The following is a 14203-nucleotide window of genomic DNA, read 5'->3' as shown; positions in this document are numbered from 1 at the left end:
CGGTAAGAGATGACTGCATCACCAAAGGAACCCCAAACCAACACCACAAAAGGTGCCAGCCCAAGGACACAAACAATTGGCATCAACAAAACATCATCAGGCACACTGTTGAGTTCTCAAAAATCGGGCACATCCACTTGATTTCCTCTCGGAAATCTCCGTGAAGCGCTGGTGTTACTTTAGGTTTTCCCGGTCTGCCGAGTCAAATTCGTGTCTTTCTCGAATTCGGCCGGCTGTCGATCGAACGATCCTCGCCCGGGCAACCCTGTTAGCTTACCCCACCGTCCTCGCCGGATCAAGCCCGTAGGTTGATCCGGCTCGTGCTCAGCGGGGTGACTTCGTGAGTCCGGGCCGCCTTGCGGCGTCCCGCGCTCTCACGAGCCGACGGAGAACTTACAAAGATCGGCGCGCCGTCGTCAAATCGGCCGGTCAGCGCTCCGGCGACGCGGACCACGCCTCTGGGGTGAACCCCTGGCGAACCGTGCGCGGCCGGCTGGGGTCAGGTGTCCGGGGGATGGTCCTCACCTCTCGGCCGTGGCCGTGGTCCGCCATGACAGCCGGCCTCGTGCCGCTCCGCCCCTGTCGTCTTCACGCAGGTGAGCGCGCCGCGCTCGCGCGCGCCACCTGGACGCACGGGCACGCAACAGGGGGAGGCGCTGCCGGCGATCCTCACCGGCCTCCCAGCCTGTCGACCATGACCCTGCTCTGGGTGGTCCGGTTCTTCTGGACGGCGTCGGCGTTCGGCGGCCGGGCCGCCGAACGGAGATCGAGCCGAACCTCGCGAATTCGCCTCCGCCGGCCGGGAGCGGGAGTAGACCAGGGAAGGAGCCCGCGAGCGCGGGCCGACGACCGACCCTGGATGGTGAGCCATGCAGCAGCAGATCCCGCCGATCGAACCACCGGCCTATCCCGTCACGCTCTCCGTCGACTACCCCGACCGCCGGCTGGACCGGCTGACGACGTTCTTCCGGCTGATCGTCGCGATCCCGATCGCGATCGTCCTCGGGAGCGTCGCAGGGGGCACCTGGCAGTGGTCGTACGAGCAGGGTGAGGCCGCGGCCGCCGGCGCCGGCGGGCTGCTGTTCTTCGGCCCGCTGCTGCTGATCCTGTTCCGGCGGAAGTACCCGCGCTGGTGGTTCGACTGGAACCTGGAGCTGCAGCGCTTCATCACCCGGGTGGCCTGCTACCTGCTGCTCATGAACGACCGCTACCCCTCCACCGACGACCACCAGTCCGTCCACCTGGACTACCGGTACCCGGACGTGTCCACGGAGCTCAACCGCTTCCTGCCGCTGGTGAAGTGGTTCCTGGCCATCCCGCACTACATCGTGCTGTTCTTCCTCGGCATCGGCGCGTTCGTCGCCGTGCTGATCGCCTGGTTCGCCGTGCTGTTCACCGGCCGGTACCCGCGCGGGCTGTTCGACTACGTCGAAGGCGTGCTGCGCTGGCAGAACCGGGTCACCGGCTACGCCGTCACCCTGGTCACCGACAGGTACCCGCCGTTCCGACTCGGGGCCTGATCCCGCGAATGGCCCTCTCAGGCTGTTCTTAACCTCGCCCCTCACACTTGCGAGGGTGCGCGTCCTTGTCGTCGACGACGAGCCGGTGCTCCGGGAGTCCCTGGCGCGATCGCTGCGCTTCGAGGGCTACGCCGTCACGACCGCGGCCGACGGCGTCGAGGCCCTCAGCCGCGTCCCCGACGTGCGCCCCGACGTGCTGGTGGTCGACGTGGTGATGCCACGTCTCGACGGCATCGAGGTGTGCCGGCGGCTGCGCGGCGACGGCGACCTGACGCCCGTCCTCATGCTGACCGCACGCGACGCCGTCCGTGACCGGGTCCTGGGGCTGGACGCCGGCGCCGACGACTACCTGGTCAAGCCGTTCGCGCACGAGGAGCTGCTGGCCCGGCTCCGCGCGATGCTGCGGCGCACGACGGTGGCGGGCGACGAGCCGCCGCTCGTGGTCGGCGATCTGCGCCTCGACCCGCGGACCTGGCAGGTGCGCCGCGGTGACCGGGAGATCTCGCTGACCCGCACCGAGTTCGGCCTACTCGAGCTGCTCATGCGCCATCCGCGTCAGGTGCTCACGCGCGGCCAGCTCTACGAGGGCGTCTGGGGCTGCGACCTCGACGGCTCCACGAACTCCCTCGACGTCTACATCGGCTACCTGCGCAAGAAGCTCGAGGCCGGCGGCGAGCCGCGGATGCTGCACACCGTCCGCGGCGTCGGCTACACCCTCCGCGCGGTGCAGCCATGACGCTGCGCGCCAGGTTGGCGGTCCTCACCTCGGCGGCGGTCGCGCTGGCGGTGGTCGCGGCGTCGGTCTCGGCCTGGCTGCTGATCCGCTCCAGCCTGCTCGACGAGATCGACCAGCGGCTGCTCTCGCGCGTCCCCGACGTCGAGGAGATGGCCCAGACGGCGGCGGAGGTCCCGACCGGCGCGCGGCACCGGCTCACCCTGTTCCTCGGCAACGATCCGCTCGGCGTGCAGACCATCACCTCGGACGGGTCGGTCGAGCCCGGGCTGCCACCCGGCAACAGCCCGGAGGAGCTGGTCCTCGACGACGAGGAGGAGGCCCTGCTGGCCGGCGAGATCGAGAGCCCGCTGCTGCGCAACGAGGTGGTCGACGGCGAGGACGTGCGGGTCATGACGGCGGCGCTGGATCGCGGCGGGGCGCTGCGCCTGGTCCAGCCGCTGCGGAACGTGCACGAGACGCTGACCCGGATCGCCTGGCTGCTGGCCGGGATCACCGGCGCCGGCGTCGCGCTGGCCGCGGCGCTCGGCTGGACGACCGCGCGCACCGGGCTGCGGCCCATCGACCGGCTGGTGGACGCCGCGGAGCAGGTCGCGACGACGAAGGACCTGGCGCACCGCATCGACCCGCCGGGCAACGACCGCCACGAGGTCGCGCGCCTCGCCGGCTCCGTCAATGCGATGCTCGCCGCCCTCGACGACGCCCGCACCCAGCAGCGCCAGCTGGTGGAGGACGCCGGCCACGAGCTGCGCACCCCGCTGACCACGCTGCGCACCGACCTCGGCGTCCTGCTGCGCAGCGAGCAGCATCCCGGCCGCACGCTGACACCGTCGGACCGCGCCCGCCTGCTGCGCGACCTCGAGACGGAGGCGGCCGCGCTCTCGGAGATGGTCGCCGAGATCGTCGAGCTGGCCCGTGGCGGCACCGAGCCGGAGCCGCCGCTCGAGACGGATCTCCGCGCGCTGGTCGACCGCGCCGTCGCGCGCACCCGCCGCGCCGCGCCCGCCGTCACCGTCGCCGTCACCGGCCGGTCGTTCGAGGCTGTCGTCCGACCGGTCATGGTGGAGCGCGCCGTCGCCAACCTGATCCGTAACGCCGTCCAGGTCAGCGCGCCCGGCGGCACCGTCGACGTGCTCCTCGACGACCATGGCGGGAGCGCCCGCATCCGCGTCCTGGACCGCGGCCCGGGCATCTCCGACACCGACCTGCCGCGCGTCTTCGACCGGTTCTACCGCGGCCAGGCGGCCCGCGAACGGCACGGCTCCGGGCTGGGCCTCGCGATCGTCGCGCAGGCCGCGGAGCTGCACAGGGGCACCGTCACGGCCGGACGGCGCAAGGGCGGCGGCGCCGTCCTCACCCTCGAGCTGCCGATTCTCAGCCCGCTCTTAGACCGGGCCTAAGGACGTCTCATCCACCGCCGGGAGCGTGGCGGGTGCACGGCAAAGACCGACACCCGACAGGTCCACGGAGGACATCATGACCCGATCCACCCGGCGCAGGACCGGACTGCTGCCGGCCCTCGCTCTCGTGCTCGCCGTCGCGCTCGCCGGCTGCGGCTCGGACGACGGCGGCGGCGACCTGTCCGCGGCCGGCACCGGCGCGGCGGACAGCGGCGACGGCGACAGCGGCGACGGCGAGAGCGAGAGCGACGGCGGCACCGGCGGGGACGGCGGCGACCGCAGCGACGTCGACCCGGAGCAGGCCGAGCTCGACTTCTACGAGTGCATGCGCGAGCACGGCGTCGACCTGCCCGACCCCGACCCGGGCCAGCCGGGCATGCAACTGCGGCTCCCCCAGGGCGACCCGAACGCGCAGGCCGCCGCCGAAGAGTGCCGGCACCTGCTGCCCAACGGCGGTGAGCCGCCGGAGATGGACGCCGACCAGCTGGAGGCCCTGCGGGCGTTCACCTCGTGCATGCGTGACAACGGCATCGACATGCCCGACCCGGGGGCCGACGGCACGCTGTCGGTTCCGCAGGGCGTCGACCCGGACTCGGCGGAGTTCCAGACCGCGATGAGCACGTGCCAGCCGCTGCTCGACGGCGCCCCGATCCGGATGCGCGCGGGCGGTGGCGGCCAGTGACGGCGACCCTCGACCAGCAGGAGCGCGGCCGCGACGACATCGACGCGGAACTGGACCGGCCGCGGCGGGCCCGGACCCGGCTGCTCTGGCTGACGCTCGGCGTCGTCGGCGTCGCCGGAGCCGGCGGCGCGGCCTGGTACCTCACCCAGGAGGACGCCGGCGAGCCCGCGAGCGAGGCGGCGGCGCCGGTGGCGACGGCGACCGTGGCGCGCGAGACCATCGCGGCCGCCGAGACCTGGTCCGGTACGCTCGGGCACGGTGACGCTCTCACCGTCACAGCCGGTCAGAACACCGGCACGGCCGGTCAGGGCGCCGACCCGGCCGGTCAGGGCACGGTCACGCGAGTCGCCGCCGTCGACACCGAGGTCACCCGCGGCACCGAGCTGTACCGCCTGGACGAACGGCCGGTGACGGCGCTGCTCGGCGTGATCCCGATGTACCGCGACCTCGGTTCCGGCGACTACGGGGTCGACGTCGAGCAACTCGAGGCCAACCTCGCCGCGCTCGGCTACACCGGGTTCACCGCCGACGACGAGTACACCGACAACACCGCCGAGGCGGTCGAGGAGTGGCAGGAGGACCTCGGCCGCGACGAGACCGGCCGGGTGGGCCGCGGCGACGTGGCCTTCCTCCCTGAGGGCGGCCGGGTCGGGACCGTGTACGCCGAGGTCGGGACACCGGTCACCCCGGGCACGCCCGTGCTCGACGTCACCGGGACCGACCAGGTCGCCACCCTCGAGGTCGACGTCGCCGACCGCGACCTGCTCGCCGTCGGCACCGCCGTCACCGTGGTGCTGCCCGACGGCGCCGAGGCGGCCGGGACGGTCACGGCGGCCACCGTGGCCGAGGCGCCACCGGCGAGTGGCGGGAGCGGCGCGGCCGGCGCGGCGGCGGACGAGGAGGCGGCGAGTGCCGAGGACGCCGTCGTCGAGGTCGAGGTGACGCTGGCCGCACCGGTCGACGCGGCGCTCGCCGGATCGCCGGTCGACGTGGTGCTGCCGGTCGGCGAGCGCGCCGACGTGCTCGTGGTCCCGGTGACGGCGCTGCTGGCGCTGGCCGGCGGCGGCTACGGGCTGGAGCTGGTCGGCCCCGGCGGCACGACCTCGGTGGTCCCGGTCGAGCCGGGGCTGTTCGCCGACGGACGGGTCGAGGTGACCGGCGACGGCATCGCCGAGGGCGACGTCGTGGGGGTGGCCGGGCGATGACCGTGTCGACGGCGCAGCCGGTGGTCCGGCTGCGCGACGTGCACCGCCGCTACCCCGGCCGGCCTCCCGTTCGCGCGCTCGACGGCGTCAGCCTCACGGTCGCGGCCGGCGAGCTGGTCGCGATCGTGGGGCCGTCGGGGTCGGGCAAGTCCACGCTGCTGAACATCCTCGGCACGCTGGACCGCGCCGATGCCGGCGAGGTGCGCATCGACGGCCAGGACGTCGGCTCGCTCAGCGACCGGCAGCTGTCGGCGCTGCGGGCGCACCGCATCGGCTTCGTCTTCCAGCAGTTCTTCCTCTCCCCCGGCGTCACCGCTCTGGACAACGTCGCCGACGGTCTGCTCTACACGGGCATGTCGCCGCGGGAACGGCGGCGCCGAGCGGCCCGGACGCTGGCCCGGGTCGGGCTGGCCGACCGCACGCACCACCGCCCGAACGAGCTGTCCGGCGGCCAGCGGCAGCGGGTGGCCGTCGCGCGGGCGCTGGTCGGCCGGCCGTCGTTCCTGCTGGCCGACGAGCCGACCGGCGCACTGGACTCCGCGTCCGGCGCGGCGGTGCTCAAGCTGCTGCACGAGCTGCACGACGGCGGCACCACCGTCATCGTCATCACCCACGACCACGGGGTGGCCGCCGAGCTGCCGCGGCAGGTGCACATCCTGGACGGGCGCATCGAGTCCGACGAGTACTCCCTGGAGCGGTCGTGAGTGCGCCGCGGTCGCGGCTGCGCCCGCGCGACACCGTCCGGGTGGCGTTCTCGGGGCTGCGCGCCCGCCCGCTGCGCGCCGTCCTGTCCGCGCTGGGCATCGCCGTCGGCATCGCCGCGATGGTCGCGGTCGTCGGCATCTCGGCGTCCAGCCGCGAGCAGGTGCACCAGCAGCTGCGCAGTCTCGGGACGAACCTGCTCACCGTCGCGCCCGGCCAGTCCTTCGTCGGCGAGGCGTCGCTGCCGCCGGAGAGCGTCGACATGGTCGCCCGGCTCGACGACGTCGGCGCCGTCAGCGCGGTCGGCGTCGTCCCGGACACCGCCGTCTACCGCACCGACGAGATCGACCCGAACCAGACCAACGCGATCGCCGTCAGCGCCGCCCGGACCGACCTGCTCGACACCGTCGGTGCCACAGTCGCGTCGGGCAGGTGGCTGGACGATGCGCTGGGCGCGTTCCCGGTGGTCGTCCTGGGCGCGGACGCGGCGGACCTGCTCGGCGTCGCGCGGACCGACGGCGATGTGCAGGTCTGGCTCGGCGGCGAGTGGTTCACCGTCGCCGGCGTGCTCGATCCGGTGCCGCTCGCTCCGGAGCTGGACTCGTCGGCGCTGATCGGCTGGCCGGTCGCGGCGTCGCTACTGGACTTCGACGGCTCGCCGACCACCATCTACCAGCGCGTCGACGAGGCCGCGATCGACGACGTCCGCGCACTGCTGCCGTCGACCGTCGACCCCGCGACGCCGGAGGAGGTCGCCGTCAGCCGGCCGTCGGACGCTTTGGCGGCACAGGCGGCGACGGACGAGACGCTGACGACGCTGCTGCTGGCGCTCGGCGGGGTGGCACTGCTGGTCGGCGGCATCGGCGTGGCCAACACGATGGTCATCGCGGTGCTGGAGCGGCGGTCCGAGGTGGGGCTACGCCGGGCGCTCGGGGCCACGCGGGCGCACATCCGGCGGCAGTTCCTCGGCGAGTCGGTGCTGCTGGCCGCGTTGGGCGGAGTCGGCGGGGCGGTCCTGGGCGGTGCGGCCACGGCGGCGTTCGCCACCAGCCGCGACTGGCCCTTCGCGCTGCCGGTGTGGGTACTGGCCGGCGCCGCGGGCGCCACCATGGTCGTCGGGGCGCTGGCGGGCGCCTACCCCGCCGCCCGCGCGGCCCGGATGCCCCCGACGGCGGCGCTGTCGACGGTGTGAGGGGTGTGCGTGAGTCGGTGTGGTGGCCACCGTCCGGGAGACGCGGGCGGCGCGTCCGTCGACACCACCGACCCGGGCTTCGCGGGTGTCGTCGCGTCATCGGCTGAGGTTCGGGGTACGACTGCTGCGTGGATGGTGACAGGGGCCGGCCGGCGTTCGTGCTGCACGAGCACCGCCGGCCCCGCCACCATTTCGACCTGCGACTGGAGGAGGACGGCGTCCTGCGCTCGTGGGCCGTTCCCCGCGGCCTGCCGCGCGAGCCGGGCGAGAACCGGCTCGCCGTCGAGGTGCCCGATCACGACCTCGACCACCTCGGCTACGAGGACGCGGACAAGTCCGTCGCCGACACCGGCTGGTGGGAGGAGCACGACCGCACCGAGCGGCGCATGCTCTTCACCCTGCACGGCCGCGACGGCGCCGCGCGCTACGCGCTGATCCGCACCAGCACGGACTGGTTGCTGCGCCGGACGCTCGATCAGCCGGCGTCCGGTGAAGAATCCTCGTGAGGGTTGTCGAGAAGCGCCCGGCCGCTCCGACCCACTGACGAACCGCCGGGGAGGCCGGCGCCAGAGCGAAGGACACATCATGAGCCAGAAGATCACGCCGTTCCTGTGGTTCGACGACAACGCCGAGGAGGCGCTGACCCTCTACACCTCCGTCTTCGACGACGCCCGCGTCACGTCGGTCAGCCGCTACGGCGAGGGCGGCCCGTTCCCCGCCGGCACGCTGCAGTCGGCCACGTTCGAGCTGGCCGGGCAGGAGTTCATGGCCCTCAACGGCGGCCCGCACGACCAGTTCAACGACGCCATCTCGCTGTTCGTGAAGTGCGAGACGCAGGAGGAGATCGACCGGTACTGGGACGCGCTGCTGGCCGGCGGCGGCAAGGCCACCCAATGCGGCTGGCTGAAGGACCGCTTCGGCGTCTCGTGGCAGGTGACGCCGGTGCAGCTCCTGCAGTACCTCTCCGACCCGGACCCCGAGAAGGCCGGCCGCACCGCCGCGGCGATGCTCCGGATGGTGAAGCTCGACCTCCCCGCCCTGACGGCCGCCTACGAGGGCCGTGCCTGACCGACCCTCTCCTGCCAGCGCCGCTCGACATGGTTGAGGGATTCGTGTCGCCAGGGCGACACGAATCCCTCAACCACACGCCTTAGGCGGCCGAAGGGCGGAGCAGTTGGCGGACGGCGCGGCCCGCCGCGAGCTCGTCGAAGGCGCCGGCCAGGCCGTCGAAGCCGATGACACCGGTGCGGAGCTGCTCGATGGGCAGCTTGCCGGCCTCCCAGAGCCGGACGAGCCGCGGGATGTCGCGCGCGGGTGCGGCCGAACCCATGTAGGAGCCGCGCAGCACCCGGCCCTCGCCGGTCAGCGTGACGGCGGGGAGCGAGCTGCGGTGGGAGGGGTCGGGGAGGCCGACGCCGACCGTGCAGCCGCCGCGGGCGGTCACGGCGAACGCCGTCTCGAGCACCGCGGCGCTGCCCACGCACTCGAGCGCGTGATCGGCGCCGCCCTCGGTGGCGGAGCGGACGGCCTCGACCACATCGACGCCGGGGCCGGCGTTCACGACCGCCGTCGCGCCCAGCGAGCGCGCCAGCTCCAGTTTCGACGACACGGTGTCGACCGCGACGACGGGGTGCGCGCCGGCCAGGGCGGCGCCCATGACCGCGGACAGTCCCACGCCGCCCAGCCCGAACACGACCACCGACTCCCCCGGCCGCACGCCCGCGGTGTTGACGGCAGCGCCGAAGCCGGTGAGCACCGCGCATCCGAGCATCGCGGCCACGTCGAACGGGACGGACGCCGGCACCACGACCACCGAGCCGCGCGAGACCACGGTCCGCTCGGCGAACGCCGACACGCCCAGGTGGTGGGCGAACTCCACGCCGGAACGGCCGAAGCGGGTGCCGCCGGCCACCAGCCGCCCGGCGCCGTTGGCGGCCGCGCCGACGGTGCACATGGCGGGCCGGCCGGCGGCGCACTCGGTGCAGTGACCGCAGGACGGCACGAACGTCATGACGACGTGGTCGCCGGGCGCGACGTCGATGACGCCGGCGCCGACGGCCTCGACCACGCCGGCGGCCTCGTGCCCCAGCACCATCGGCGTCGGCCGCGGCCGGCTGCCGTTGATGACGGAGAGATCGGAATGGCAGAGCCCGGCCGCCTCGACACGCACGAGCAGCTCACCGGCGCCGGGCGGCGCCAGCGTCAGGGACTCCACCGTCAGCGCGTCGCCACCGGCGTACGGCGGCGCGTCGCCCAGCCGCCAGAGCACCGCCGCCCGCGTCTGCACAGAGGACGCGCTCACAGCAGCCCCAGCGCCTCGCGCGGATCGCCGTCGAGCAACCACTCCAGCGTCGACGGCAGCACGTACGGCAGCGTCGGCGGGCGCATCGCGGCGATCTCGCGCAGCCCGGCCACCGCCTGGGCCGGCGTCCAGATCGGGAAGTCCGAGCCGAACAGCAGCTTGTCGACGACCCCCCACTCCTGGGCGCGGACCAGCGCGTGGTACCCGTCGAACGGCCGCGCCCACGAGGCGGACACGTCGGTGAAGACCCGCCGGTTCTTGCGGCACACGACCATCGCCTCGCGCTGCCAGGGGTGGCCCATGTGCGCCATGACCATGGTGAGGTCCGGGTGCCGGCGGGCGACCTCGTCGACCACGAGCGGCTGGCTGACCAGGAGCGAGCCGGCCGGGCTGGGGGTCGCCCCCATGTGCCACAGGATGACCAGCCCGTACGACGTCGCCGCCTCGTAGAAGGCATCGAACCGCGAGTCGCGCGCGTCGAAGAGCGACAGGACGGGGTACAGCTTGATGCCGCGCAGCCCGCGCGCCACACCGTCGGCCATCTGCTCCAGCACGTCGTCGTCGGTCGGGTCCAGCGCCATGAACCCGATGGTGTTCGTGCTGGTGTTCTTGCAGAACCACTCGACGTACTCGTTCGGCGTCGCCACCCCGGCCGCCGTCGCCCGCAGCCCGAAGACGCAGGCCACGGAGACGCCCTTCATCGCCTCGTCGTACTCCTCGGGCGTGAAGGCGTGCGCCTCCTCCTGGCCGTACACGGGCGCCCAGTGGGCCCGCCACTCCGGGCCCCAGTGCTCGGGCTGGTGGCAGTGCGTGTGGACGTCGAACATCGGCCTTCCTAACTCTGGGCGGGACGCAGGGAACTGTGGACGATGCGCATGGCGGCCGCGGTGTCGGGGTCGCCGGCCAGCTCGGCCGCCGTCTCCCGCAGCCGCTCGAGGTAGAACTGCTGGCGGTCGGGGCCGAACTCGCCGGACGGGCCGGAGACGCTGACCGCCGCCAGGCACTCGCCGTCGACCTCGACCGGGACCGCGACGCAGCGCAGGCCGACGCTGCGCTCGTTGTCGTCGAACGCGTAGCCGCGCCGCTCGACGAGGCGCAGCTCGCGGGCGAGCTCGTCGAGCGTGGTGATGGTGTCGTCGGTGAACTTGGTGAACGGGTCCGGCGGGACGTGCTCGGCCAGCCGGTCGGCGGGCAGCCGCGACAGCAGCATCTTGCCGAGGCCGGTGCAGTAGCCGTGGTCGCGGACGCCGGGGCTGGCGCGGAACCGGATCGGCCGGTCCGGCTCGTGCACGCCGACGTGGATGACCTGCTCGCCGTCGAGCATGCCGAGGTTCGCCGTCTGCCCGGTGCGCACGGCGAGCGGCGCGAGGTACCGGTCGGCCACGACGGACAGGTCCAGCGAGGACATGTACGCGTTCGACAGCCGCAGCACCTTGTGTCCCAGCCGGTACGACGGTCGATCGTCGACGCGGACGATGTACTCCATCTCGGCCAGCACCGCGAGCAGCCGGACCAGCGTGCTCTTCGGCAGCCCGGTCGCCTCGCTGATGTCCACCAGCGTCAGCGGGTCGGCGCCCGTGGACAGCAGTTCCAGCAGCGCGAGCCCGCGCGCCAGCGCGTTCGCGTGGTAGTTGGCCGACGCCGGCCGGTCGTCGTCGACCGACGTGCGCCGGGTCGTTCTCGTGACGGGTCTCATGATCGCTGCCCCTTGTCCCTCGTCCCTGCTCTGAGTACGTGTCCGGCCCGCGCGCCGGTGTGGTCCCCCTGGCCGGCGGTCGGCTCGCCGTTGACGATCACGGTGTCGACGCCGGCGGGGTAGCGCCGGGGATCGGCGAACGTGGCGCGATCGGCGAGCCGGCCGACGTCGAGAATCACGATGTCCGCGGCCTGCCCTGCGGTGATGGTCCCACGATCGGTGATACCCGCCCGGTGCGCCGCACCCGACGTGCACTTGCGGATCGCCTCGGCCAGGGTGAGCGTGCCGTCGGCGACGTACTCGGAGAGCAGCCGCGCGTAGGTGCCGTACGAGCGCGGGTGCGGGCTGCCCTGCGCCGTCGGACCGGTGAGGTCCAGCGCCTGCCCGTCGGAGCCGATGACGGACGCGGGATGCGACAGGACGGCGCGCAGGTCGCCGCCGTCGCGCCCGCCCGCCACCATCGAGACCGCGTTGCCGAACCGGGCGAGGAGGTCGACGGCGACGGTGTCGGCGTCCGTGCCGCGCTCGTCGGCCAGCTGCGTCACCGTCCGGCCGACGACCTCGGGCGCTCCGGGGACGGAGTTGACGGTGATCTCGTCCCAGCCGACCGCCTCGCCGGCCCAGGCCGCACGGATCCGCGCGACCACGGCGGGGTCGGCGAGCCGCTCGCGCATCGCGGCCTCGCCGCCGGCCTGCGCCCACGCGGGCAGCCGCTGCGACAGCGGCGCGTTCCCGGCGAGGTACGGGTACATGTCGACGGCGACGTCGAGGCCCTCGTCGCGGGCGGCGTCGATCAGCTCGAGCGCCTTCGCGACGTTGCCCCAGTTGCGCCGGCCGACGGTGGTCAGGTGCGAGAGCTGCGTGCGCACCCCGGTGGCGGCGGCGACGTCGAGCGCCTCCTGGACGGCGGCCAGCCCGTCGTCGGCGTAGTCGCGCAGGTGCCAGGCGAACAGGGCGTCGTGGTCGGCCACCACCTCGGCCAGCGCGACCAGCTCGGCCCGGCCGGCGAACGTCAGCGGCGCGTACATCAGCCCGGTCGAGAGCCCGGCGGCGCCCGCGTCGAGCGCGTCGGCCAGCAGGTACGCCATGGCCGCCAGCTCACGCTCCGACGCCGGGCGGTCGTCGAACCCGACGATGCCGGCATGCAGCGGCAGGTGCCCGACCAGGCCGGCGACGTTGACGCTCGGCCGGGCGGCGGCGAGCGCGTCGGCATACTCCGACCACGACTCCCAGGCCCACTCGACGGACGGGTCCAGGTCGAGGTAGCCGACGGCGGCCCGTACGCTCGCGACGTCCGCCCCGGCCGGCAGCGGCGCGACGCCGAGCCCGCAGTTGCCGATCACCGTCGTCGTGACGCCCTGGTGGACGGCGCTGCGGGCCTCCGGGGCGGACAGCAGCGTGAGGTCGGAGTGCGTGTGCAGGTCGACGAAGCCCGGGCAGACGATCTTCCCGGTGGCGTCGAGGGTCCGCGCGGCCTCGGTCTGCGCGGCCACCCCGCCGACCGCCACGATGACGCCGTCGGCCACGGCGACATCGGCCCGGACGCCGTCGGCACCCGTGCCGTCGACGACCGTCCCGCCGGTGATCAGCAACTGCAACGTCACGACGCGGCTCCTGAGGCAGGCAGCACGTTCAGCAGCTCCGGGAAGTGGCAGGCGCTGGGGTGGCCGGTGCCCAGGCGGTCCTCGAGCAGTGGCACCTCCTCGGCGCACTTGGCCTGCGCCTTCCAGCAGCGGGTCCGGAACCGGCAGCCCGACGGCGGATTGGCCGGGTTGGGCACGTCGCCGGTCAGCGTGATGCGCTCGCGGGCGCCGCGCAGCCGCGGGTCCGGCACCGGCACGGCCGACAGCAGCGCCTGTGTGTACGGATGGGTCGGCGTGGTGAAGATCTCGTCGCGGGTGCCGGTCTCGACGATGACGCCGAGGTACATGACGGCGATCCGGTGCGACACGTGCCGCACGATGGAGAGGTCGTGCGAGATGAACAGGTACGCCAGGCCCAGCCGCTGCTGCAACTCGCGCAGCTTGTTCACCACCTGCGCCTGGATCGACACGTCCAGCGCGCTGACCGGCTCGTCCAGCACCAGCAGCTCCGGGTCGAGCGCGAGCGCGCGGGCGATGCCGATGCGCTGGCGCTGGCCACCGGAGAACTCGTGTGCGTAGCGGTTGGCGTGCTCGGGCTGCAGGCCGACGAGATCGAGCAACTCGGACACCCGGTCCGCTCCGCCCTGCCGGTACCGGCCCTGCACCCGCAGCGGCTCGGCGATGATGTCGTGCACCGTCATGCGCGGCGACAGCGACGCGTACGGGTCCTGGAAGACGATCTGGGTCTTGCTGCGCCACGGCCGCAGCTCGTCCTCGGTCATGGTCGCCAGGTCCAGGCCGCTGTAGAGGATGCGCCCCGACGTCGGCTCGAGCAGCCGCACGACCATGCGCCCGGTGGTCGACTTGCCGCAGCCGGACTCGCCGACCAGGCTCAGCGTCTCGCCCTGGGCGATGGCGAACGAGACGCCGTCGACCGCGCGGACGGCGCCGACCTCGCGGCGGAACACGCCGCCGCGGATCGGGAAGTGCATCGTGAGGTCCTCGACGCGCAGGACCTCCTCGCCCAGGTTCGCAAGCCGGTCGGCAGCCGCCGTCTCGACGGTCATCGGGTCCTACCTTCATAGGGGTTCTTCAGGTCTGCTCCCGGTAGGTGCTCGAGGGAGCGGCCCGCAGTCGGTGTCAGGGCTGGGCGCAGGCCACCGGTAGGGCGTGGCCTTGACACCGGCG

General features: G+C 73.4%; 14 protein-coding genes. 9 read left to right on the top strand and 5 right to left on the bottom strand.

The features are described 5' to 3' along the window. Positions 1 to 869 precede the first annotated feature (869 nt). The 9 genes from E1212_RS27560 (at position 870) to E1212_RS27520 (ending at position 8502) form a co-directional block, all read left to right on the top strand. A complete protein-coding gene (locus E1212_RS27560) occupies positions 870 to 1520 on the top strand; it encodes a DUF4389 domain-containing protein (RefSeq protein ID WP_131988498.1) in 651 nt (216 codons plus the stop codon). 55 nt (positions 1521 to 1575) lie between these two features. Beyond that, entirely contained in the window at positions 1576 to 2256 is a 681-nt protein-coding gene (locus E1212_RS27555; protein WP_131988496.1) for a response regulator transcription factor, read from the top strand. Continuing rightward, complete coding sequence (locus E1212_RS27550) at positions 2253 to 3653, top strand: HAMP domain-containing sensor histidine kinase (RefSeq protein WP_131988494.1); 1401 nt, start codon at positions 2253 to 2255, stop codon at positions 3651 to 3653. Before E1212_RS27555 ends, E1212_RS27550 begins: the two co-directional genes overlap by 4 nt. 76 nt (positions 3654 to 3729) lie before the next feature. Then, positions 3730 to 4335, top strand: coding sequence for a hypothetical protein (locus tag E1212_RS27545; RefSeq protein WP_131988492.1), 606 nt, complete (start codon positions 3730 to 3732; stop codon positions 4333 to 4335). Then, positions 4332 to 5540, top strand: a complete 1209-nt coding sequence (locus E1212_RS27540) for an efflux RND transporter periplasmic adaptor subunit (RefSeq protein WP_131988490.1) — start codon at positions 4332 to 4334, stop codon at positions 5538 to 5540. The genes E1212_RS27545 and E1212_RS27540 overlap by 4 nt, the downstream gene beginning before the upstream one ends. Further along, positions 5537 to 6244 (top strand): ABC transporter ATP-binding protein, encoded by a 708-nt coding sequence (locus tag E1212_RS27535; protein ID WP_131988488.1) that lies wholly within the window; start codon positions 5537 to 5539, stop codon positions 6242 to 6244. Before E1212_RS27540 ends, E1212_RS27535 begins: the two co-directional genes overlap by 4 nt. Further along, positions 6241 to 7434, top strand: a complete 1194-nt coding sequence (locus tag E1212_RS27530) for an ABC transporter permease (RefSeq protein WP_131988486.1) — start codon at positions 6241 to 6243, stop codon at positions 7432 to 7434. Before E1212_RS27535 ends, E1212_RS27530 begins: the two co-directional genes overlap by 4 nt. A gap of 128 nt (positions 7435 to 7562) precedes the next feature. Continuing rightward, positions 7563 to 7940 (top strand): DNA polymerase ligase N-terminal domain-containing protein, encoded by a 378-nt coding sequence (locus E1212_RS27525; RefSeq protein WP_131988484.1) that lies wholly within the window; start codon positions 7563 to 7565, stop codon positions 7938 to 7940. A 79-nt stretch (positions 7941 to 8019) separates the two neighbouring features. Continuing rightward, positions 8020 to 8502 carry a VOC family protein gene (locus tag E1212_RS27520; protein WP_131988482.1) on the top strand — a complete coding sequence of 161 codons (483 nt, stop codon included), beginning with the start codon at positions 8020 to 8022 and terminating at the stop codon, positions 8500 to 8502. 82 nt (positions 8503 to 8584) lie between these two features. Here E1212_RS27520 and E1212_RS27515 read toward each other — a convergent pair whose 3' ends face one another. The 5 genes from E1212_RS27515 to E1212_RS27495 are packed head-to-tail and all read right to left on the bottom strand — an operon-like array spanning position 8585 to position 14082. Then, entirely contained in the window at positions 8585 to 9736 is a 1152-nt protein-coding gene (locus E1212_RS27515; RefSeq protein WP_238992512.1) for a zinc-binding dehydrogenase, read from the bottom strand. Beyond that, complete coding sequence (locus E1212_RS27510; protein ID WP_131988481.1) at positions 9733 to 10563, bottom strand: amidohydrolase family protein; 831 nt, start codon at positions 10561 to 10563, stop codon at positions 9733 to 9735. The genes E1212_RS27515 and E1212_RS27510 overlap by 4 nt, the downstream gene beginning before the upstream one ends. An 8-nt stretch (positions 10564 to 10571) precedes the next feature. Next, a complete protein-coding gene (locus tag E1212_RS27505; RefSeq protein WP_131988479.1) occupies positions 10572 to 11432 on the bottom strand; it encodes an IclR family transcriptional regulator in 861 nt (286 codons plus the stop codon). Next, positions 11429 to 13036 carry an N-acyl-D-amino-acid deacylase family protein gene (locus tag E1212_RS27500; protein ID WP_162605657.1) on the bottom strand — a complete coding sequence of 536 codons (1608 nt, stop codon included), beginning with the start codon at positions 13034 to 13036 and terminating at the stop codon, positions 11429 to 11431. Before E1212_RS27500 ends, E1212_RS27505 begins: the two co-directional genes overlap by 4 nt. Then, entirely contained in the window at positions 13033 to 14082 is a 1050-nt protein-coding gene (locus E1212_RS27495) for an ABC transporter ATP-binding protein (protein ID WP_131988475.1), read from the bottom strand. Before E1212_RS27495 ends, E1212_RS27500 begins: the two co-directional genes overlap by 4 nt. Positions 14083 to 14203 lie beyond the last annotated feature (121 nt).

The sequence above is a fragment of the Jiangella ureilytica genome (assembly GCF_004348545.1).
In the GTDB taxonomy this organism is placed as follows: Bacteria; Actinomycetota; Actinomycetes; order Jiangellales; family Jiangellaceae; genus Jiangella; species Jiangella ureilytica.
Note: the sequence above shows the minus strand (reverse complement) of the source record. Positions and strands in the feature narration are given on the sequence as shown.

Coding starts and splice junctions, on each gene's coding strand:
- E1212_RS27535 (WP_131988488.1), top strand. CDS start 5,537: ATGACCGTGTCGACGGCGCAGCCGGTGGTCCGGCTGCGCGACGTGCAC.
- E1212_RS27505 (WP_131988479.1), bottom strand. CDS start 11,432: ATGAGACCCGTCACGAGAACGACCCGGCGCACGTCGGTCGACGACGAC.
- E1212_RS27545 (WP_131988492.1), top strand. CDS start 3,730: ATGACCCGATCCACCCGGCGCAGGACCGGACTGCTGCCGGCCCTCGCT.
- E1212_RS27560 (WP_131988498.1), top strand. CDS start 870: ATGCAGCAGCAGATCCCGCCGATCGAACCACCGGCCTATCCCGTCACG.
- E1212_RS27520 (WP_131988482.1), top strand. CDS start 8,020: ATGAGCCAGAAGATCACGCCGTTCCTGTGGTTCGACGACAACGCCGAG.
- E1212_RS27550 (WP_131988494.1), top strand. CDS start 2,253: ATGACGCTGCGCGCCAGGTTGGCGGTCCTCACCTCGGCGGCGGTCGCG.
- E1212_RS27495 (WP_131988475.1), bottom strand. CDS start 14,082: ATGACCGTCGAGACGGCGGCTGCCGACCGGCTTGCGAACCTGGGCGAG.
- E1212_RS27510 (WP_131988481.1), bottom strand. CDS start 10,563: ATGTTCGACGTCCACACGCACTGCCACCAGCCCGAGCACTGGGGCCCG.